The sequence below is a fragment of the Agrobacterium leguminum genome, assembly GCF_015704895.1.
Taxonomy (GTDB): Bacteria; Pseudomonadota; Alphaproteobacteria; order Rhizobiales; family Rhizobiaceae; genus Agrobacterium; species Agrobacterium leguminum.
This window is the reverse complement of the sequence record NZ_JADQWB010000004.1, coordinates 173,577-193,417: the sequence shown is the minus strand read 5'-3', so window position 1 is coordinate 193,417 and position 19,841 is coordinate 173,577. Positions and strand designations below refer to the sequence as shown.

Here is a 19,841-nt window from a genome sequence, read left to right as displayed (position 1 = left end):
GATCGGAGGCGGGTATGGATCACCGCTCAGCGCGCTCCCTTGGCGACGCCGGCAAGCGTGGTCTGGATGTTGGATTTGTCGACGATGTTCGGTCCCGTCAGCAGCGGGGCGGTCGGCAGATCGGTTCCGAAATCGATGGCCGAGGCCAGAAGCGTTACCGCCAGCAATGATTGCAGGTAGGGCTGCTGGTCGATTGCGAAACCCTGTGTCCCGTCCTTGATCCGGTCGAGGCCGGACTGGTTGAGATCGAAAGTGCCAAGCAGGGCGGTTTCGGTCTTGCCGGCCTGCATGATGCCGATGGCGGCGGAATCCGCATCACCCGCCGAAATGGTCAGGACGCCGTCGATCTTGCTGTCCTGTAGCAATGTCGCCTTGATCGCCTCGGCTACGGCGGTGGCGTCGCCGAAACTGGTGGCGGGAAGCGGCAGTTGCTTGCCGCCGCCGCCGGCCTTGGTAATGCCGTCGATGACGCCCTTGCAGCGCGCCTCCTGATTGGCGGCGCCCGGAACGGTGTTGACGCAGATGACGTTCTTTTTGCCCTGTTTCGCGAAATATTCGCCGCCGGCGACGCCGGCAATATATTCGTCGGAACCGACATAATTGATCGCGCCGAGTTCTTTGGCCTTTTCGTGCCCACCGGCATTCATGAGAATGACCTTGATACCGGCATTGATGGCTTCCCGGATCGCCGGGTCCTCGCCTTCCGGAACCCAGTTCGGAATGACGAGACCATCAACCTTCTGGCTGATGGCGGTCTGGATCAGCTGCACCACGTCGGGCGCGAAATTGTCATAGGTCTGCAAACGCAGGTAATTGACCTTACCGCCATTCGCCTCGACCACGAGGCGTGCGTCGTCGACACCCTTTTTGATGAGATTCCAGAACGCATCGTCATTCTTGCCGCCGACAACGGCGATATTGGCCGCGAACGCGCCGGATGCCATCACGAGCGACACAGCGCCCGTTGCGAGAAATTTCCTGAAAAATGCCATTGCTTCCTCCCTGCCCATTCTCCCGATGGGCCCTAATGACAGAATGATTTATATCTTTCATTTTCATGCGAATGGAATTTATATTTCATTTAATGTTGCATTTAATATCATTTCATGTCATTCATGGATGATACGATTGTGAGGCGTCATGAACCGACCGACCATTACCGATCTTGCGAAAGCCGCCGGTGTCAGCATCTCCACGGTCAACCGGCTGCTGCACGGTTCGACCGCCGTGCGCCAGGATACGATCGACCAGATACTCAGGGCGGCGGAGGAGATCGGTTTTTATGGTCTCGGCACCATCAAGGACCGTCGCCGCGAGGCCATGCCCCATCACCGGCTCGGCTTTCTGTTGCAGCAATCCCACCGGCCGCTTTACCGGCTTTGGGCGGAAGGGATCGTCGCCGCCGCACGCCAGCGGCCGGATAGCATCATCGAGCCGGATGTCGTTTTCGAGGACGATCTTTCACCGGAGGCCGTATCCGCCAATCTCTTGAAGATGGGACAATCCTGCGGCGCAATCGCGGTGGTGACGGCCGATCATCCGCTCGTCAGCCAGGCGATCGACGAGCTGCGGGGCAGGGGCGTTCCGGTGGTGACTTACGTATCCGATCTATCGGCGGCAAGCCGCGCGGGCTTTGTCGGCACCGACAGCTGGAAACGCGGCCGCACGGCGGCATGGTTCCTCAGCCAGACGGTAAAGGGCGAGGGCGTGGTCGCGCCGCTGATCGGCAGCAATCGGTATCAGTGCCAGGATGTTTCGGACGCCAGCTTCCGCTCCTATATGCGCGAAAACACACCTGAACTTCAGGTCGCGGAAACGCTGCTGACCCATGAGGAGCCGGAAAATGCCTATGTCATTGTGCGGGATATGATTGTTGCCGAACCGGGGCTCAGGGGGATTTATGTCAATGGCGGCGGCATATCGGGTGTTCTGCGCGCGCTCAGGGAACTGCCTGCCGAGCGGCAGCGCGACATAAAAATCATCTGTAACGATATCGGGCCGGAAACACGAAAAGGCCTCAACGAAGGACTGATCACCGCCTCGCTGCCGCTTCCCCTTGACAGGATGCCGCAGCAATTGATCGACGTGATGTTACGGCGCATCGAGAATGGAGATTCGTCTTCCGTTGAACAGCGGATCGTGCCCTTCGAAATCCTGACGCCCGAAAGCATCTGGACCTGAGCGGCACGATCACTGGAATTCGAGGCTCATCCGGGCAAGATCGTCCCACAGGCTTTCGGCAAAACCGCGCAGCACGATGATTTCGAAGACCTGTCCGTCGACGCGGGTGAGGTGGGCGGCGATGTGGCCGATCAGCGTCGCGGCGGAATGTCCCACCGGGAAGGCTGCTAGAGACAGGTCGACCGCCGTGCCTTTGGCCAGAACCCGCTCGGCCATCTTGCCTTCGATGCGGATGCGAACGCGTCCCTGGCTCTGGTCGACACCCGTTGCCTGAGGCTCGAGCGCCGCAAGAAGCGCCTTCATATCGGCATGAGACAGAGGGTGTTCACCGACGATGAACCATTGGCCCGGTGAGACCGCGCGTATATCGCCTTTGGCAAGGTCGCTAAGGCGGACTTCCATATTTGCTGCGCCGGGTGCGGCCAGAACGTGGATGATCGCGCCTTCCGGCAGGGGAGAGAGCTTGATGGCGGTGGAGGCAATCGCTCTCTTTGCGCCCAGCACCGGGCGGAGCGTCGGCCGGAAGTCAGACTTGAAATCAGACATGGAGTTTCTCGTTTTGAGGATCGACAAAACCCGGGTTGCAAAGGCGGGCTTGGGTAAATTCGTTGCGCAGGCCGTTCCAGACCATGATTTCCTCGCCATGCCGCGCAGGGCCATTCTTGACGAGGGCGAGACCGATGGTCGAACCTAGATGCGGTGAGAACGCGCTGGAGGTCACATAACCCTGATCGTTCTCCAGCGTTGCCGCGGCATCCTTCGCAAGAATATGCGAGCCGGTGCGGAAGGACTGTTTTGGATCAAGCGGCACGACGCCGACGAGGCTCGGACGGTCGGCGTCGGAAAGCCCCTCGCGCTCCAGCATCCGTCGGCCAATGAAATCGGCCTTTGTGGTAGAGACCATTTTGCCGAAGCCGAGATCGGCGGGCACCACCGTGCCGTTGATTTCATTGTGGGTGACATGGCCCTTTTCAATGCGCAGCACGCCAAGCGCCTCGACGCCATAGGGCATGATATTCTCCGCCTCGCCGGCTTCCATCAGGGCATCGGCGACGCTCTCGCCGTAACCGGCCGGGACGGCAAGCTCGTAGGCCAGTTCGCCGGAGAAGGAAATCCGGAACAGGCGTCCATGCAGCTGCCCGCCAAACAGGGAGACTTCCCGGGCTGCGAGGAAAGGAAAGGCCTCGTCGGAAATATTCTCATCGACGATCTTCTGGAGAATGGCGCGTGCCTTCGGTCCGGCAATCGCCATCTGCGCCCACTGGTCGGTGACGGAGGCAAGCCGTACATCGAGATCAGGCCAGAGCGCCTGCGCGCAGAATTCCAGATGGTTCATGACGCCCGCCGCATAGGCGGTGGTGGTCGTCATGAAGAAGCGGTTTTCCTCCAGCCGGCTGGTGGTGCCGTCGTCATAGATCATGCCGTCCTCACGCAGCATCAGACCATAACGCGCCTTGCCGACCGGCAGTTTGAGGAAAGCGTTGCAATAAACCCGGTTGAGGAATTCGGCGGCGTCCCTGCCACAGATTTCGATCTTGCCAAGCATCGACACATCGCAGAGCCCGGCATTCTTGCGGACATTCAGAACTTCACGATCGACGCTTTCCCGCCAGCCGCTTTCGCCTTCGCGCGGAAACCAGGAAGAGCGATACCAGAGACCGGTTTCAACGAAGACCGCGCCGTTCTTTTCGGCCCAGCCATGCAGAGGCGATTTGCGCACCGGCTGGAAATGCTGGCCATGATAGGCCCCGGTCAGTGCGCCGAAGGAGACGGGCGTATAAAACGGCCGGAACGTCGTGGTGCCGACATCCGCCGGGGAGACACCACGCGCTTCGGCCAGCAACCCGATGGCATTGACATTCGAAAGCTTGCCCTGATCCGTCGCCATGCCGTTCGTGGTGTAGCGTTTGGCGAGTTCGACATGGCCATAACCTTCGCGGATGGCGAGGCCGAGATCCTGGCGGTGAACGTCGTTCTGATAATCGACAAAGGCTTTCGCCTTGATGCCGGGGATGGACCAGAGCGGTTTTGCGGGTGGGGCCACGATATCGTTTTCCACCGTGCCGAATGTCGGTGCAGCTGATGCAAAGCCGAGTTCTTGTGCCAGCGCTGCGCCCTTTCGTGCGCCATTCTCAAGGCAGGCGGCGATACCGTTGATCGCGGAAACCGCGCCGGCGAGTTCCAGCCCCTTGAGGTTGCCGGGCGCCAGAAAAGCGGCATCGTCCTCCGACCAGACCGGCCTGCCGCCGCGATGGCAGGCGAGATGGATGATGGGGCTGAAGCCGCCCGACATGGCCAGCGCATCGACATTCAGCTTCTCCGCGCGGCCATTCGCATAAATCTCGATGGCGGAAAGCGCCTTGCCGCCCTTCGCATTCGAGACGACGCCACCCTTGATGACGCGCGCCTTGCCTTCGTAGCCCGGATTGCCCTGCTCGCGGCTGTCGATGATGGCGGCAAGAGCGACGCCCTGCGCCTCCAGATCGCGGGCAAGCGCGTAACCGCTGTCATTGGTGGTGAAAATTGCCGTCGCCGTGCCGGGGCTGACGGCATAGCGATTGAGATAGCTGCGCATGGCGCCCGCCATCATCACGCCGGGAATATCGTTGCCGCCGAAGACCAGCGGTCGTTCTTCCGCGCCGGTGGCAAGCAGCGCCCGCTTGGCGACGATGCGCCACAGGCGCTCCACGGGCACATGGGCTTTCGGATCTGGCAGATGTTTCTGCACCCGCTCCACCGCGCCGAAGACATTGCCGTCATACCAGCCGAAAGCTGTGGTTCGCGTCAGCACCGTCACATTCGGCAGGGCTTTAAGTTCGGCAACGCATTCCGCCGCGAAATCCGCAGCGCTCTCGCCGCCGATGGCTGCCGTTTCGGAAAGAAGCCCGCCGCCTGCGAGGGAATGTTCATCGAGAATGATGACGCGCGCGCCGGCGCGGCCTGCGGCAAGCGCCGCTGCCAGACCCGCCGCGCCGGAGCCGATCACCAGCAGGTCGCAATGCGCCCAGCATTTGTCATAGGCATCCGGATCCGCCTCGTAGCTCGCCTTGCCGAGACCGGCGGCTTTGCGGATGAAGGGCTCGTAGACCTTTTCCCAGAAGGCGGCAGGCCACATGAAGGTCTTGTAGTAGAACCCCGCCCCGAGGAAGGGAGACAGAAGGCCGGTCAACGCGCCGATATCGAAATCGAGAGAGGGCCAGCGGTTCTGGCTGTTGGCTTCCAGCCCGGCATAAAGCTCCTGCATGGTGGCGCGGGTGTTCGGCTCCGTGCGCCCGCCGCGGCCGATGGTCATCAGCGCGTTCGGCTCGGCTGCGCCCGCCGTCAATATGCCGCGCGGACGGTGGTATTTGAAACTACGACCGACGAGCTTCTGGCCGTTGGCGAGCAGGGCGGAGGCGAGGCTGTCGCCCTGAAAGCCTGACATCGGCTTGCCGTCGAAGGTGAAGGAAAGCGGTTTGGAACGGTCGATCAGACCGCCGGTCTTCAGGCGGTTGGCGCTCATGCGTTTGTCACTTTCGTCTTGTCGGCGGCGTCGCGGCAGGCGGATATCTCATGGGTGGCGGTATCTCGGGCGACGACCAGCCAGCGGCGGCAGCCGGATGTGTGGTGCCAATATTCCTCATAGGCGCCGCGCGGATTGTCGCGCAGATAGACATAATCGAACCATTCCTCCGCGCCGGCATCGGCGGCGGGCCTTTGAAGGGCTGCGCCCTTGATGGTGAATTCTTCCCTGGGTCTTGGCCCGCAATGCGGGCAGGGCACGAGACTTGCCATTTCAGATGTCCTTGATCCGCCAGATAGCGGGATGGCGAAAACTGTGAGCGGTTTTCGTCATCCCGCTACAAATTTAGTGAAGGTTGGGCTGGGCGCCCTGGCCCTTTTCATCGATGAGATAACCGCGCCGGAAGCGGTCCAGCCGGAAGGCCGTTGCCGTTTCCTGCGGTGCGCCGCGCGCCAGAAGATGGGCGAAGCAGAAACCGGAAGCGGGCGTCGCCTTGAAGCCGCCATAACACCAGCCGGCATTCAGGTAGAGATTGTCGATAGGGGTCTGGTCGATGATCGGCGAACCATCCATCGACATATCCATGATGCCGCCCCAGGAGCGTAGCACCCGGACGCGGGAGAGCGCCGGTATCATCGCCTTGCCTGCCTCCGCGACATGTTCGACCGTCGCCAGATTGCCGCGCTGGGCATAGGAATTGTAGCCGTCTATATCGCCGCCGAAGACGAGGCCGCCCTTGTCCGATTGCGAGACGTAAAAATGGCCGGCCCCGAAGGTGACGACGCCATCGATGAAGGGCTTCAGCCCTTCCGACACGAAAGCCTGCAGCACATGGCTTTCGATCGGCAGTTTCAGTCCGGCCATGGCGGCCACCTGCGAGGAATTGCCGGCTGCCGCGAGCGCCAGCTTGCCGCAGCCGATGAAGCCCTTGGCGGTCTCCACACCCACGACCCTGCCGTTTTCGCGGCGAATGCCGGTTACCTCGCAGCCCTGAATGATATCGACGCCGCGGCTGTCCGCGCCGCGCGCATAACCCCAGGCGACGGCATCGTGACGCACGGTGCCGCCGCGTCTTTGCAGCAGGCCGCCCTGCACCGGAAAGCGGGCATTGTCGAAATCGAGAAACGGCAGCATGGCCTTGACTGCGGCGCGGTCCAGCAATTCGGCGTCGACGCCGTGCAGCCGCATGGCGTTGCCGCGCCTTGTATAGGCGTCGCGCTGCGCATCCGAATGATAGAGGTTCAGCACGCCGCGCTGGGAAACCATGGCGTTGAAATTGAAATCCTGCTCCAGCCCTTCCCAAAGTTTCATCGAAAGTTCGTAGAAAGGATTGTTACCCGGCAGCAGATAATTGGAGCGAATGATCGTGGTGTTACGGCCGACATTGCCGGAGCCGATGTAGTTTTTTTCCAGCACCGCGACATTGGTGACGCCGAATTCTTTCGCAAGATAATAGGCCGTCGCCAGCCCATGTCCGCCGCCGCCAACGATGATGACGTCATAATGCGGTTTCGGAGACACCTCCCGCCAGGCGGGTTTCCACGCCTTGTTGCCGAAAAGGCCGTTCTTGAAAATTGAAAAGGCGGAATAGCGCATCTGCGTACCTCGAACGATATGGCGCAAGCTTACCGGCGTCGTTCGAAAGGGAATTGCAAAAAAGGGACATAATGATTTAAAAAAGAGACATGACGATCATTGAGCAGAAGAATGTCCAGCGCATTGGTTTCATCCTGATCCCGAATTTCGCGCTGATGTCCTACGCCTCGGCCGCGGAGCCATTGCGGGCCGCCAATTTGATCGCCGGAACCGATCTTTACGATGTGGTTCCGCTTTCTTTCGATGGCGAGGCCGTCAGAAGTTCTTCCGGCATCATTGTCGGCTGCGAGGCACTCGCCACCGCAGGCGAGAGATGCCACACGATCTTCGTCTGCGCGGGGGGTGGGCCGCAGGACTGGACCGGTGCGGAAAATTCCTACGGGACGTTAAGGCGGCTGGCGCGGCAGGGTGTCCGGATCGGGGGCATTTCCAGCGGCGCTTATGTGCTGGCGGCGGCGGGATTGCTGGAAAACCGCGATTTCACGATTCACTGGGAGCATGCGCCGGTGCTGAAAGAGGCCTTTGGCCATCTCACGCCCCGGCAGGCGCGGTTCGTTTTCGATGGAGACCGCATCACCTGCGCCGGCGGCGTCGCGCCGCTCGACATGATGCATGCGATGATTTCGCAGAGAATGGGCGCTCATTTCGCTCGGCGTGTCAGCGACTGGTATCTGCACACGGCCGTGGCCGAACCCGGCGCGCCGCAAAGGGGTTCCGCCGCCGAGCGCCATGGCACCAACCATCCGGCCCTGCTGACCGTGCTGGAAAAAATGGAAACGACCATCGAAAGCCCGCTCGACCGGCAGACCATGGCGAAACTGGCGGGAACCAGCGCGCGCCACCTCGACCGGCTTTTCGCAACCCATCTGAAAACGACGTTTCTGGAAACATACCGCGCGATCCGCCTCGATCACGCCCGGCGGCTGCTGGAGCAAAGCCCGCTCTCCATTGCCGAAGTGGCCTTCGCCACCGGCTTCTCAAGCGCCGGGCATTTTTCGGGAAGCTTCAAGGCCCGGTTCGGCCATACCCCAAATACACTGCGGCAAAGATTTCCTCCGAATTAAAATAGTTTTCCTGTAAGGAAGGGAAAACACGATAATGCCGGAGGACCCCATGGCGAAGGATACCACCAAGACCGAAACTGCGCAGTTCCTGTCGCAGGATCCCCATGCCATCCGCGAGCCAAGGGTCAATAATCTGGAAATGGCGATTGGCCATGAGGTGCGTGCCTATCGCAAGAAACTCGGCATCACGATCACCGATCTTGCATCGGCCACCGGCGTTTCCGTGGGCATGCTTTCCAAGATCGAAAACGGCAATATCTCGCCGTCGCTCACCACGCTGCAGACGCTCTCAAAGGCGCTGGGCGTGCCGATCACGGCCTTCTTTCGCGGTTTCGAGGAACCGCGCAGCGCCACCTTCGTCAAGGCGGGGCAGGGCGTGAATATCGAGCGCAGGGGCACGCGCGCCGGTCATCAATACAGCCTGCTCGGCCATATCGACAACAATACCAGCGGCGTCACCGTCGAGCCCTATCTCATCACGCTGACCAAGGATTCGGACGTGTTCCCGACCTTCCAGCATGAGGGAATGGAGTTTCTCTACATGCTGGAAGGCGAGGTGGTTTACCGCCACGGCGAGCAGCTTTTCACCATGCAGGCCGGCGACAGCCTGTTTTTCGACGCCGACGCGCCGCACGGGCCGGAGGAATTGGTGAAGCTTCCCGCCCGTTATCTGTCGATCATTTCCTATCCGCAAAGGCGGCTGGGCAATGATTGATAATTTGCCTTAGAAGAAAAAAATATTCCTGATAGTTGACGGAATGGAATTCCATATGTTAGCCCTTCATTCAGAAACGAATGGAGGTGCCTGTCGATGTGCGGCATTGTTGGACTATTCCTGAAAGACAAAAGCCTTGAACCGCAGCTGGGTCAGCTGCTTTCGGACATGCTCGTCACCATGACCGATCGTGGCCCGGATTCGGCCGGCATCGCGATCTACGGAAGCGCTGCCAATGGCCGCGCGAAAGTGACGATCCAGTCGGCCAATCCGGCCGCCGATTTTTCCGGCCTCGCCGAAGCGCTGAAGGAAAGCGGCGTCGATGCCGCAGTCACGGTGAAAAGCACTCATGCTGTTCTCGATATTCCCGCCGAGAAGCTGAATGGTATCCGCGCGGTTCTTTCCGCAATCCGCCCGAATGTGCGCGTGATGGGTTCCGGCGACAGCGTCGAAATCTACAAGGAAACCGGTCTTCCGAAGGATGTCGTCACCCGTTTTGACGTGCGTTCCATGGCCGGCACCCATGGCATCGGCCACACCCGCATGGCGACGGAATCGGCGGTGACGACGCTTGGCGCGCATCCCTTCTCCACCGGTGCAGACCAGTGCCTGGTGCATAATGGCTCGCTTTCCAACCACAATAATCTGCGCCGCGAACTGGTGCGCGAAGGCATGGTCTTCGAGACCCAGAACGACTCGGAAGTCGCCGCCGCCTATCTCACGGCGGAAATGGCCAAGGGCAAGGATCTGGGCGAGGCGCTGACCGGCGCGCTCGACGATCTCGATGGTTTCTTCACTTTCGTCGTCGGCACCAAATCCGGTTTCGGCGTGGTGCGTGATCCCATCGCCTGCAAGCCTGCTGTCATGGCCGAGACCGACCAATATGTCGCTTTCGGCTCTGAGTATCGCGCTCTGGTCAATCTGCCCGGCATTGAAAATGCCCGCGTCTGGGAGCCGGAACCGGCGACCGTCTATTTCTGGGACCATGAAAAGGCCGCCTGAGACCCGTCATCGGCGCCTGTTTTGAAAGTCATAATCCATGCCAGTTTTCGATCTCTCCCACACGCCGCTGCGTGAACTCAACAAGGCGCTCCACGGTCTTTCCTCGGGCGCGAACGACACCGAATTCGAGGTCGTCAATCCGCGCGGCCACCATGCCGTGGCGGTCGGCATCGACAGCCCCGTCACCGTCGATGTGCACGGTTCGGTTGGTTATTATTGCGCCGGCATGAATGATGGCGGCAATGTCACCGTGCACGGCTCGGCCGGGCCGGGTGTCGCTGAGAACATGATGTCCGGCACGGTCGTCATCGAGGGCGACGCCTCGCAATATGCCGGCGCCACAGGCCGCGGCGGGCTTCTGGTCATCAAGGGCAATGCCGCCTCCCGCTGCGGCATTTCCATGAAGGGCATCGATATCGTCGTGAAGGGCAATATCGGCCACATGTCGGCCTTCATGGGCCAGTCCGGCCATCTCGTCGTCTGCGGCGATGCGGGCGATGCGCTGGGCGATTCCCTTTATGAGGCGAAGCTTTTCGTGCGCGGTTCGGTGAAGAGCCTCGGGGCCGATTGCATCGAGAAGGAGATGCGGCCCGAACATCTCGAAAAGCTTGCCGAACTTCTGGAAAAGGCCGGCGTCACGGATGTCAGCCCTGACGAGTTCAAGCGCTACGGCTCGGCCCGCACGCTCTATAATTTCAACATCGACAACGCCGACGCGTATTGAGGCGAGGGATATTCCGATGAGCTATCACAACCCCTTTACCCCGCCGCGCAAATCCGCAACTTTCGATGACCATACGCTGGCGGAAATCCGCCGCGCGGCTGCGACCGGCATCTATGATATTCGCGGCGCGGGCACCAAGCGCAAGGTGCCGCATTTCGACGATCTCCTGTTTCTCGGCGCGTCCATCTCGCGTTATCCGCTCGAGGGTTATCGCGAGAAATGCGATACGACAGTTATGCTCGGCACGCGCTTCGCCAGGAAGCCGATCACGCTGAAAACGCCGATCACCATTGCCGGCATGAGCTTCGGTGCTCTGTCAGGCAACGCCAAGGAAGCGCTCGGCCGTGGCGCGACAATCGCCGGCACCTCCACCACGACGGGCGATGGCGGCATGACGGATGAGGAGCGCGGCCACAGCCAGACGCTGGTTTACCAGTATCTCCCCTCTCGTTACGGCATGAACCCGAAGGATCTGCGCCGTGCGGATGCCATCGAGGTCGTCGTCGGTCAGGGCGCGAAACCGGGCGGCGGCGGCATGTTGCTCGGTCAGAAGATTTCCGATCGCGTCGCCAATATGCGCAACCTGCCGAAGGGCATCGATCAGCGCTCCGCCTGCCGCCATCCCGATTGGACCGGCCCGGACGATCTGGAAATCAAGATCCTCGAACTGCGCGAAATTACCGACTGGGAAAAGCCGATCTATATCAAGGTTGGCGGCGCGCGGCCCTATTACGACACGGCGTTGGCGGTGAAGGCCGGTGCCGATGTGGTGGTGCTGGATGGCATGCAGGGCGGTACGGCCGCCACGCAGGATGTCTTCATCGAAAATGTCGGCATGCCCACGCTCGCCTGCATTCGCCCCGCCGTGCAGGCGCTTCAGGATCTCGGCATGCACCGCAAGGTGCAGCTGATCGTCTCTGGCGGCATCCGTTCGGGTGCTGATGTCGCCAAGGCGCTGGCGCTGGGTGCGGATGCGGTCGCCATCGGCACGGCGGCGCTGGTTGCGCTGGGCGACAACGATCCCAAGTGGGAAGACGAATATCAGAAACTCGGCACCACGGCCGGCGCTTACGATGACTGGCACGAGGGCAAAGACCCCGCCGGCATCACCACGCAGGACCCGGAACTTGCCGCACGCCTCGATCCCGTCGCCGCCGGTCGTCGCCTTGCCAACTATCTGAAGGTCATGACGCTCGAAGCGCAGACCATCGCGCGCGCCTGCGGCAAGAACCATCTCCATAATCTGGAGCCGGAAGATCTGGTGGCGCTGACGATGGAGGCTGCCGCAATGGCGCAGGTTCCGTTGGCGGGAACCAACTGGTTCCCGGGCAAAGGCAGCTTTTAAGCCATAAAGAACGGACGGGCGCATTTGGGAGGATGTGCCCGTCTTTTTTCGATGAAGTGTCTGATATTCAAAAAAAGGGGAATGACGTGACACTGGACCTCTCCAAATTTGCTGCCGAAAAGGGCATCAAATATTTCATGATCAGTTATACCGATCTCTTCGGCGGCCAGCGCGCCAAGCTGGTTCCCGCAGAAGCGATTGCCGATATGCAGAAGGATGGCGCGGGTTTTGCGGGCTTTGCCACCTGGTTCGATCTGACGCCCGCCCATCCCGATCTTTTCGCCGTGCCCGACGCCTCCTCGGTCATCCAGCTTCCATGGAAAAAGGATGTCGCCTGGGTCGCCGCCGATTGCGTGATGGAAGACCAGCCGGTGGAGCAGGCGCCGCGCGTGGTGCTGAAAAAGCTCATCGCTGAGGCGGCGAGCGAAGGGCTCAGGGTCAAGACCGGCGTGGAGCCGGAATTTTTCCTGATTTCGCCGGATGGTGCGAAAATCTCCGACGAATACGACACGGCGGAAAAGCCCTGCTACGACCAGCAGGCGGTGATGCGCCGTTACGATGTGATCGCCGAGATTTGCGATTACATGCTGGAGCTGGGCTGGAAGCCCTACCAGAACGACCATGAGGACGCGAACGGCCAGTTCGAGATGAACTGGGAATATGACGACGCGCTGCAGACCGCAGACAAACATTCCTTCTTCAAATTCATGGTCAAATCCGTTGCCGAAAAACACGGGCTGCGCGCCACCTTCATGCCGAAGCCTTTCAAGGGCCTGACCGGCAATGGCTGCCATGCCCATATTTCGGTCTGGGACCTCGACGGCAAGGTCAACGCCTTTGCCGACAGGGAAATGCCGTTCGGTCTGTCGGCCAAGGGCAAGACGTTTCTCGGCGGCATCATGAAACATGCGTCCGCGCTTGCGGCCGTCACCAATCCGACGGTCAATTCCTACAAACGCATCAACGCGCCACGCACCATTTCCGGCGCGACCTGGGCGCCGAATACGGTGACCTGGACCGGCAATAACCGCACCCATATGGTGCGCGTGCCGGGGCCGGGGCGGTTTGAACTGCGCCTGCCGGATGGAGCCGTGAACCCCTATCTGCTGCAGGCCATCATCATCGCGGCCGGCCTTTCCGGTGTCCGTTCCAAGGCCGATCCCGGTCCGCACTACGATATCGACATGTACCGCGAGGGCCACAAGGTCACGGATGCACCGAAGCTGCCGCTTAACCTTCTCGATGCGCTGCGCGAATATGAGAAGGACGCGGAATTGCAGCAGGCTCTCGGCACTGAATTCTCCAAGGCCTATCTGAAGCTCAAGCAGGGTGAGTGGAACAGCTATTGCTCGCAATTCACCGCCTGGGAGCATCAGACCACCCTCGACGTCTGAGCCCGGTTTTCCCCGCGCTGATCAAAAGCGCGGGGTTTTCCGCTAAAGCGCGTCGCGTCCAATCTGATTCATGCCACGCGCTTTAGATCTTTGTTTTTAAGCATGTCTTGGTTCCAAAACCGCTGCACACTTTTGGGAGACATGCTTTATCGATGACAGAAAGAGTGCCAGATGACGAACTTCGTCCTGACCGTGACATGCAAATCCACCCGCGGCATTGTCGCCGCCCTTTCAGGCTTTCTCGCTGAGAAGGGGTGCAACATCGTCGATAGTTCGCAATTCGACGATCTCGGTACCGGCCGTTTTTTCATACGCGTGGGTTTCATTTCCGAGGAGGGTGCGACACGCGACGCCTTGATGGCCGGGCTGGCGCCGATCTCGGAAAAATTCGGCATGGAGGTGGCGCTGCACGACCAGGCAGAGCGGATGAAGGTTCTTTTGATGGTGTCGCGCTTCGGCCATTGCCTCAATGACCTGCTCTACCGCTGGCGCATCGGGGCGCTGCCGATCGATATTGTCGGCGTGGTTTCCAACCATTTCGAGTACCAGAAGGTCGTCGTCAATCACGACATTCCGTTCCACCACATTCCGGTGACGAAAGAGAACAAGCCGCAGGCCGAAGCCCGGATCATGGAGATCGTCGAAAGCTCGGGTACGGAACTCATCGTGCTGGCGCGTTACATGCAGGTGCTTTCCGACAGGATGTGCGAGGCGATGTCGGGCAGGATCATCAATATCCACCACTCCTTCCTGCCGTCCTTCAAGGGGGCCAACCCTTACAAGCAGGCCTATCAGCGCGGTGTGAAGCTGATTGGCGCGACGGCGCATTATGTGACTGCCGATCTGGATGAGGGACCGATCATCGAGCAGGATACCGTGCGCATCACCCATGCCCAGTCGGCCGAGGATTACGTGTCGCTCGGCCGCGACGTGGAGGCGCAGGTGCTGGCGCGTGCCATCCACGCCCATATTCATCGTCGTGTATTCCTGAACGGCAGCCGAACCGTGGTGTTTCCCCCCGGTCCCGGCTCTTACGCTTCGGAAAGAATGGGATGAGCATTCTGCGTGAGCCGTGCTGATGTTGCCTTAAGCAGAGCACGGCGCTAAATAAGCTGGTACGCCATAATACAAAAGCCATTTCCCGTTTTGTTCGTAACTGCGTTGCAATGAAACGGGAGGTGTCAAACGAGGTGATACCATGACAGATGCTTCGCACGGAACTGCCATTCGCGTTGAGCGCCCGACAAAGACGCTGAGGGAACTCGCTCTCGACAAGGTCCGTGACGCCATCGTGAACGGTTATTTCCGCCCGGGCGACCGTCTGGTAGAGCGCGATCTCTGCGCCCAGCTCGGCGTTTCCCGCACCATCGTCCGTGAGGTCCTGCGGCATCTGGAATCCGAGGGGCTGGTGGCGAATTTGCCGAACAAGGGCCCGATGGTCGCGATGCTCGATCTCGATGAGGCGAAGCAGATTTATGAAATTCGCGGTGCGCTGGAAGGAATGGCGGCGCGCCTTTGTGCGGAACGTCGCGATCCTGCCATCGTGGAAGCGCTTGAAGCGTCGCTCAGTCATATCCGCGAAAGCTATGTCGAAAGGGATATGCCGGGCGTTCTGGCGCATACCTCGTCCTTTTATCAGACGCTGTTCAGCAAGATCGACCGGCATGTCGCCTGGGGCGTCGTCAACCTGCTGACGGTGCGGATCAACCATCTTCGTTCGATGACGATCAAGACGAAAAGCCGCGATACCGAAGGTCCGGCGCAAATGGAAAAGATCGTCGAAGCCATCCGGCAGGGGGATGGAGACGCCGCTTACAAGGCGGCTCTGGACCATGTCGCGAGCGCAAGCGCGATTGCGGAAGCTGTTCTCATCGCCCAGAAGACCGGCAAAGAGTAACCTCTCCCGCCTCGTGTGCGGCTAAAATTTCCGACGCAGTATCTAGCCTGCGTCGGCACCTATCCCCGCAAGCGTGGTTTGCAACATTTCCCGAACGGCAGCTACCAAATCGTTGAGCGGCTGGTCGTCGCGGTAAAATGGCGCCGCCATCCGGACACGCCGGTATAGCGTATCGGTGCCGGGCGCACGGCCGCCTTCGTCTGGCTGCATGTCGTAAGCCTGCGCCGCGCTCATGATCTCGATCGCGAGAATGGTTTCCAGATTGCCAATAATCGAAAGCGTCTTGTCGGCGGCGGCGGTGGCATGTGTCAGTATATCCTCCTGCAAGGCGGAGGTGATGCCGCCATCGAGGCTGGCGGGGGCGGCGAGGCGGCGGTTTTCCGCGGCAAGCGCTGCGGCCGTGTACTGGATGATCATAAAACCGGAACAGACGCCATCGCTTTCCGCCAGAAAGGCGGGCAGCCCGCTGACAAGCGGGTTGACGAGCCGGTCGATACGCCGCTCGGAAATCGCCGCAAGTTCCGCTGCGGCCGTCGCCAGCCCATCCATGGCAAGCCCGAGCGCCGCACCGACGGCATGGGCCTGGGAGTGGACCTCCGGCGCCTGCGGCGTGCCGCCGACGACCGGGTTGTCCGTGACACTCGCGAGCTCGCGGTCTACGACGTCGGCGATCTGCGCGACGCTGTCGCGAACGGCGCCATGCACCTGCGGCACGGCGCGCAGGCTTAGCGGATCCTGCGTGCGCGATCCGGCCGACCGGGCAAGAAGCGGGCTTGCCGCCAGAAGCTGGCGCAGGTTTGCGCCGACGGTCTGGATGCCGGGCGAGCTGCGCAGTGCCAGCGGCCCTGCGGCGAACGGATCGGCCTGCGCACCAAGGTTTTCATAGCTCATTGCCGCTGCCGCATCGGCCCAGTCAAGGAGCGAAGTCGTGCGTGCAAGCGCGAGGCTGGCGAGGCCGGTGGCGCAGGGTGTGCCGTTGACGAGGCTGAGCCCCTCCTTCGCCTGCAGAACCATGGGGTCGAGGCCGAGCTTTTCGAGCCCCCGCCTGCCGCTGATGAGTTCGCCCCCGTGGCGGGCCCGGCCTTCGCCGATCAGCACCAGCCCTATGGCCGCGGCATGGGTGAGGTAACCCACCGAGCCCTTTGACGGAATGAGGGGAAGAATATCGCCATTCAGCAGGGCGAGCAGCGCTTCGACCGTTTTGACCTGCACGCCGGAATAACCATGCGCGAAGTTGTTGATCTGGGCGGCCATAATGGCGCGCGTTTCTTCGCGTCCGAGCGGTTCTCCGACGCCGCAGGAGTGGCTGAGTATAATATTGCGGGAGAGAGCCTGCTGCTGCGGGATGTCGACGATCACATCGCAGAGTGCGCCGACACCCGTATTGATGCCGTAACCGCGCACCCGTTTTTCGACGAGCGCATCGACAATGGCGCGGGCTTCGGCAACGCGCCGCCACGCTTTATCCGACAGGGAAAGCGTGGCGCCCTCTGCAACAGCGGCGATCTCCTGCCAGGTGAGGGCACGATCGATGGTGATCGTATCAGCCATGCTGGCCTTCTCCCGCACCCGTGCGGCGCTCCACGAAACGGGCGACATAGTCGTTTGCGGGGCTGTTGAGGATCTGGTCCGGCGTTCCCACCTGCACCAGTTTGCCGTCCTTCAGGATCGCGATCTGCGCGCCGATGCGGAGCGCCTCGTCGAGATCGTGGGTGATGAAAACGATGGTCTTGTGCAGGTTCTTTTCGAGTTGCAGCAACTGGTCCTGCATATCGGCGCGGATCAGCGGATCGAGCGCCGAAAAGGCCTCGTCCATCAGGATGACGTCGGTATCGGCGGCCAGCGCGCGGGCCAGACCGACGCGCTGCTTCATGCCGCCGGAAAGCTGGTGCGGAAACTTGTCCTCATAGCCAGAAAGGCCGACGGTTTCGATCCACTTCATGCCGATGGGCCGCGCATCGGCCTTGGTCAACCCGCGCACGCGCTGGCCATAAACGACGTTCTGCAACACGGTGCGGTGCGGCATCAGGCCGAAATTCTGGAACACCATGCTGACGCGCCGGTTGCGGAAGTCGCGCAGGTCCTTCGGTTTCAGTGCGAGAACATTGTCGTCGCCGACGAGAATCTCGCCGCTTGTCGGTTCGATAAGGCGGTTGATGTGGCGCACAAGGGTCGACTTGCCGGAACCGGAGAGGCCCATGATCACGAAAATGCGGCCGCCGGCTATATCGAGGCTGACATTGTCGAGACCGACGCTACATCCCGTCTTTGCCAGAATGTCGCTCTTTTCCGCGCCCTGCTGCGCCATGGCGAGCGCAGCCTTCCAGTTGCCGCCGAAGATCTTGGACACGTTGCGGATATGGATATCAGTCATTGCCCATTTCCTTCCGGCTGGATCGGCCAAAACCCTGGGTGATACGATCGAGCACGATTGCGAGAATAACGATGCCGAGACCCGCTTCGAGGCCCTTGCCGACATCGAGCGTCTGGATGCCGTTCAGCACCTGCTCACCGAGACCGCGCGCGCCGATCATCGAGGCGACGACGACCATGGAGAGCGCCATCATGATCGTCTGGTTGAGGCCGGCCATGATCGTGGGCGTGGCGAGCGGCAATTCGACGCCGAAGAGAATTTGTCGCGGGCTGCCGCCAAATGCGGTTGCCGCCTCCACCACTTCGCGGTCCACCTGCCGGATGCCGAGATCGGTCAGGCGGATCAGCGGTGGGACGGCATAAACGATGGTGGCAAGCACGGCCGGAACCTTGCCGAGGCCGAAAAGCATGATGGCGGGAATGAGATAGACGAAGCTCGGCATGGTCTGCATGACATCGAGCACCGGCAGGGTGATGCGCCGCGCCCATTCGCTTTTGGCAAGCAGGATGCCCATGGGCACGCCGATGACGATGGAGATGAGGCTGGCAATCAGCATCAGCGCCAGCGTCTGCATCGTCAGGTCCCAGAGACCGAGCGCGCCGACGATGAAAAGCATCACCGCCACCATGATGACGAGCGAAATCTTCTTCGCCGCGAACCAGGCGAGCACCAGGAAGACCAGAAAAATGACCCACCACGGCAGACCGCGCAGCACCCATTCCACGAAGAGGATCGCCTGCAGGATCGTCTGCGAGATCGCCTTGAAAACGGAGCCGTAATTCACCACCAGCGAACGCACGATCTCATTGATCGGGCCTCGGATGGAAATATGGAAAACTTCAGGAAACATTGGTGTCGTCCTCGCGCCTGCCGACCCCATGTCCGGGAGCCGGCCCCTGTCCTGACGGGAAAATGCGCGCCGGAAGCCCGGCGCGCCTGCGATGTTTACTTGACGGCGGCTTCGATACGCGCCTTGGCCTCCGCAGAAACCCAGCTGCCCCAGATATCGGCCTTGGTCTGAAGGAAGGTTTTGGCGGCGGCTGTCGCATCGACCTGCTTGTCGGTCATGTAGGCGAGGCTGGAGTTGATCTCGGTCAGCGGGAATGTCGCCTTTTCAAGGATCGCGATGATGTCCGGCGCTTCCTTCGCAAAGGTGCTGTTCACGCCATAGGCCACCTCGACGGAGGGGAAGGCGCAACCGGCGTCGCGCTTTCCATCGGCGCTCGTCAGTTCCTTCCAGCAGGCGTCGCTATAGGCCGGCTCCTGCAACTGGATGAGCTTGTATTTGCCCATGATTGCCGTCGGGCTCCAGTAATAGAACAGCATCGGCTCGCCCTGGAGGTAGGCGGCGGCAATTGCGGCGTCGAGAGCGGTGCCGGTGCCGGGGCGGAAGTTCACATAGTTTGCTTCCAGCTTGTAGGCTTGCAGCTTGGCGGTGTTGACGCCTTCGCAGGTCCAGCCCGATGGGCAATTGAGGAAGCGGCCCTTGGTCGGCTCTTCCGGATCCTTGAACAGTTCGACGATCTTCGGGTCGGAAAGCTGGTCGACGCTCTTCAGGTCCGGAGCCTTGGCTTCGATGCCTTTTGCCGGGTCGCCCTTGACCAGATATTCCGGTACGAACCAGCCTTCGGCGGCGCCAACGAAGGTCTTGCCGACCGATGTTACCTGCCCGGCTTCCGCAGCCTTGTTCCAGACGTCGGAGCGGCCGATCCATTCTTCAGCGAAGATCTGCACGTCGTTATTGGCGGTCGCCTGTTCCAGCGTTACGGAGTTGCCGGGAATGGAATCGACCTTGCAATCATAGCCCTTGGAGAGGATTTCCTTCATGACTTCGGTGATGAAAGCGCCGCTTTCCCAGTCGATGCCGGCGAAGGTGATGGTCTTTCCAGCGGCGCAATAGCCTTCCGCTTTCGCGGACCCGGCATAGGCTCCCATGATGAGCGCGGTGGTGGCCAGCGCGATTTTCAGCTTTGAATTCAGCATTGCATTCCCCTTTTGGTTTGATGATTGGCAAGTTGCTGGCATGCGTTTTGTGATTTCGGCCGGG

18 protein-coding genes are annotated in these 19,841 nt (G+C 60.8%); 9 read left to right on the top strand and 9 right to left on the bottom strand.

Going from position 1 to position 19,841, the window contains the following annotated elements; all coding sequences use genetic code 11:
• Positions 1 to 26: 26 nt before the first annotated feature.
• Positions 27 to 992, bottom strand: coding sequence for a substrate-binding domain-containing protein (locus I3J13_RS08350; protein ID WP_196378513.1), 966 nt, complete (start codon positions 990 to 992; stop codon positions 27 to 29).
• Between the two features lie 148 nt (positions 993 to 1,140).
• On the opposite strand from I3J13_RS08350, the gene I3J13_RS08345 reads away from it, so the two are divergent.
• Positions 1,141 to 2,181 (top strand): LacI family DNA-binding transcriptional regulator, encoded by a 1,041-nt coding sequence (locus tag I3J13_RS08345; protein ID WP_196378512.1) that lies wholly within the window; start codon positions 1,141 to 1,143, stop codon positions 2,179 to 2,181.
• A 9-nt stretch (positions 2,182 to 2,190) separates the two neighbouring features.
• Here the strand turns inward: I3J13_RS08345 and soxG are convergent, their stop codons facing one another.
• The 4 genes from soxG to I3J13_RS08325 all read right to left on the bottom strand — a co-directional run bounded on the left by soxG (position 2,191) and on the right by I3J13_RS08325 (position 7,279).
• Positions 2,191 to 2,727, bottom strand: a complete 537-nt coding sequence (gene soxG / locus I3J13_RS08340; RefSeq protein ID WP_196378511.1) for a sarcosine oxidase subunit gamma family protein — start codon at positions 2,725 to 2,727, stop codon at positions 2,191 to 2,193.
• Entirely contained in the window at positions 2,720 to 5,683 is a 2,964-nt protein-coding gene (locus I3J13_RS08335) for a sarcosine oxidase subunit alpha (RefSeq protein WP_196378510.1), read from the bottom strand. Before I3J13_RS08335 ends, soxG begins: the two co-directional genes overlap by 8 nt.
• Positions 5,680 to 5,955 (bottom strand): sarcosine oxidase subunit delta family protein, encoded by a 276-nt coding sequence (locus I3J13_RS08330; RefSeq protein WP_065656564.1) that lies wholly within the window; start codon positions 5,953 to 5,955, stop codon positions 5,680 to 5,682. Before I3J13_RS08330 ends, I3J13_RS08335 begins: the two co-directional genes overlap by 4 nt.
• A gap of 73 nt (positions 5,956 to 6,028) precedes the next feature.
• A complete protein-coding gene (locus tag I3J13_RS08325) occupies positions 6,029 to 7,279 on the bottom strand; it encodes a sarcosine oxidase subunit beta family protein (RefSeq protein ID WP_196378509.1) in 1,251 nt (416 codons plus the stop codon).
• An 89-nt stretch (positions 7,280 to 7,368) separates the two neighbouring features.
• Between I3J13_RS08325 and I3J13_RS08320 the strand changes: the two genes are divergently transcribed.
• From I3J13_RS08320 to I3J13_RS08285, 8 genes are all read left to right on the top strand, one after another.
• Positions 7,369 to 8,343 (top strand): GlxA family transcriptional regulator, encoded by a 975-nt coding sequence (locus tag I3J13_RS08320; protein WP_196378508.1) that lies wholly within the window; start codon positions 7,369 to 7,371, stop codon positions 8,341 to 8,343.
• 34 nt (positions 8,344 to 8,377) lie between these two features.
• Complete coding sequence (locus I3J13_RS08315) at positions 8,378 to 9,058, top strand: helix-turn-helix domain-containing protein (RefSeq protein WP_196378507.1); 681 nt, start codon at positions 8,378 to 8,380, stop codon at positions 9,056 to 9,058.
• A gap of 96 nt (positions 9,059 to 9,154) precedes the next feature.
• Positions 9,155 to 10,060: a class II glutamine amidotransferase gene (locus I3J13_RS08310; protein ID WP_196378506.1), complete on the top strand. Its 906-nt coding sequence runs from the start codon at positions 9,155 to 9,157 to the stop codon at positions 10,058 to 10,060.
• A gap of 37 nt (positions 10,061 to 10,097) precedes the next feature.
• A complete protein-coding gene (locus tag I3J13_RS08305; RefSeq protein WP_142780797.1) occupies positions 10,098 to 10,784 on the top strand; it encodes a GltB/FmdC/FwdC-like GXGXG domain-containing protein in 687 nt (228 codons plus the stop codon).
• Positions 10,785 to 10,800: 16 nt separating this feature from the next.
• On the top strand, positions 10,801 to 12,129 hold the full coding sequence (locus I3J13_RS08300) for an FMN-binding glutamate synthase family protein (RefSeq protein ID WP_196378505.1): 1,329 nt from the start codon (positions 10,801 to 10,803) through the stop codon (positions 12,127 to 12,129).
• A gap of 86 nt (positions 12,130 to 12,215) precedes the next feature.
• Positions 12,216 to 13,523, top strand: coding sequence for a type III glutamate--ammonia ligase (gene glnT, locus I3J13_RS08295; protein WP_065656696.1), 1,308 nt, complete (start codon positions 12,216 to 12,218; stop codon positions 13,521 to 13,523).
• A gap of 171 nt (positions 13,524 to 13,694) precedes the next feature.
• Positions 13,695 to 14,579 (top strand): formyltetrahydrofolate deformylase, encoded by an 885-nt coding sequence (gene purU / locus I3J13_RS08290; protein ID WP_196378504.1) that lies wholly within the window; start codon positions 13,695 to 13,697, stop codon positions 14,577 to 14,579.
• Positions 14,580 to 14,721: 142 nt separating this feature from the next.
• A complete protein-coding gene (locus I3J13_RS08285; protein WP_059757796.1) occupies positions 14,722 to 15,420 on the top strand; it encodes a GntR family transcriptional regulator in 699 nt (232 codons plus the stop codon).
• Positions 15,421 to 15,462: 42 nt separating this feature from the next.
• Here the strand turns inward: I3J13_RS08285 and I3J13_RS08280 are convergent, their stop codons facing one another.
• From I3J13_RS08280 to I3J13_RS08265, 4 genes are all read right to left on the bottom strand, one after another.
• Positions 15,463 to 16,971 carry an HAL/PAL/TAL family ammonia-lyase gene (locus tag I3J13_RS08280; RefSeq protein ID WP_196378503.1) on the bottom strand — a complete coding sequence of 503 codons (1,509 nt, stop codon included), beginning with the start codon at positions 16,969 to 16,971 and terminating at the stop codon, positions 15,463 to 15,465.
• Positions 16,964 to 17,794 carry a quaternary amine ABC transporter ATP-binding protein gene (locus I3J13_RS08275; RefSeq protein ID WP_003519594.1) on the bottom strand — a complete coding sequence of 277 codons (831 nt, stop codon included), beginning with the start codon at positions 17,792 to 17,794 and terminating at the stop codon, positions 16,964 to 16,966. Before I3J13_RS08275 ends, I3J13_RS08280 begins: the two co-directional genes overlap by 8 nt.
• Positions 17,787 to 18,644, bottom strand: coding sequence for an ABC transporter permease (locus I3J13_RS08270; RefSeq protein WP_003519593.1), 858 nt, complete (start codon positions 18,642 to 18,644; stop codon positions 17,787 to 17,789). The genes I3J13_RS08275 and I3J13_RS08270 overlap by 8 nt, the downstream gene beginning before the upstream one ends.
• Before the next feature lie 95 nt (positions 18,645 to 18,739).
• Positions 18,740 to 19,777 (bottom strand): ABC transporter substrate-binding protein, encoded by a 1,038-nt coding sequence (locus I3J13_RS08265; RefSeq protein WP_196378502.1) that lies wholly within the window; start codon positions 19,775 to 19,777, stop codon positions 18,740 to 18,742.
• Positions 19,778 to 19,841: the final 64 nt, after the last annotated feature.

What these genes read in the sequence shown, in the direction of transcription:
- I3J13_RS08305 (WP_142780797.1), top strand. Translation starts at nt 10,098, where the DNA reads ATGCCAGTTTTCGATCTCTCCCACACGCCGCTGCGTGAACTCAACAAG.
- I3J13_RS08275 (WP_003519594.1), bottom strand. Translation starts at nt 17,794, where the DNA reads ATGACTGATATCCATATCCGCAACGTGTCCAAGATCTTCGGCGGCAAC.
- I3J13_RS08270 (WP_003519593.1), bottom strand. Translation starts at nt 18,644, where the DNA reads ATGTTTCCTGAAGTTTTCCATATTTCCATCCGAGGCCCGATCAATGAG.
- I3J13_RS08325 (WP_196378509.1), bottom strand. Translation starts at nt 7,279, where the DNA reads ATGCGCTATTCCGCCTTTTCAATTTTCAAGAACGGCCTTTTCGGCAAC.
- I3J13_RS08280 (WP_196378503.1), bottom strand. Translation starts at nt 16,971, where the DNA reads ATGGCTGATACGATCACCATCGATCGTGCCCTCACCTGGCAGGAGATC.
- purU (WP_196378504.1), top strand. Translation starts at nt 13,695, where the DNA reads ATGACGAACTTCGTCCTGACCGTGACATGCAAATCCACCCGCGGCATT.
- I3J13_RS08350 (WP_196378513.1), bottom strand. Translation starts at nt 992, where the DNA reads ATGGCATTTTTCAGGAAATTTCTCGCAACGGGCGCTGTGTCGCTCGTG.
- I3J13_RS08320 (WP_196378508.1), top strand. Translation starts at nt 7,369, where the DNA reads ATGACGATCATTGAGCAGAAGAATGTCCAGCGCATTGGTTTCATCCTG.
- I3J13_RS08330 (WP_065656564.1), bottom strand. Translation starts at nt 5,955, where the DNA reads ATGGCAAGTCTCGTGCCCTGCCCGCATTGCGGGCCAAGACCCAGGGAA.
- I3J13_RS08345 (WP_196378512.1), top strand. Translation starts at nt 1,141, where the DNA reads ATGAACCGACCGACCATTACCGATCTTGCGAAAGCCGCCGGTGTCAGC.
- I3J13_RS08285 (WP_059757796.1), top strand. Translation starts at nt 14,722, where the DNA reads ATGACAGATGCTTCGCACGGAACTGCCATTCGCGTTGAGCGCCCGACA.
- I3J13_RS08300 (WP_196378505.1), top strand. Translation starts at nt 10,801, where the DNA reads ATGAGCTATCACAACCCCTTTACCCCGCCGCGCAAATCCGCAACTTTC.
- I3J13_RS08335 (WP_196378510.1), bottom strand. Translation starts at nt 5,683, where the DNA reads ATGAGCGCCAACCGCCTGAAGACCGGCGGTCTGATCGACCGTTCCAAA.
- I3J13_RS08310 (WP_196378506.1), top strand. Translation starts at nt 9,155, where the DNA reads ATGTGCGGCATTGTTGGACTATTCCTGAAAGACAAAAGCCTTGAACCG.
- I3J13_RS08315 (WP_196378507.1), top strand. Translation starts at nt 8,378, where the DNA reads ATGCCGGAGGACCCCATGGCGAAGGATACCACCAAGACCGAAACTGCG.
- I3J13_RS08265 (WP_196378502.1), bottom strand. Translation starts at nt 19,777, where the DNA reads ATGCTGAATTCAAAGCTGAAAATCGCGCTGGCCACCACCGCGCTCATC.
- soxG (WP_196378511.1), bottom strand. Translation starts at nt 2,727, where the DNA reads ATGTCTGATTTCAAGTCTGACTTCCGGCCGACGCTCCGCCCGGTGCTG.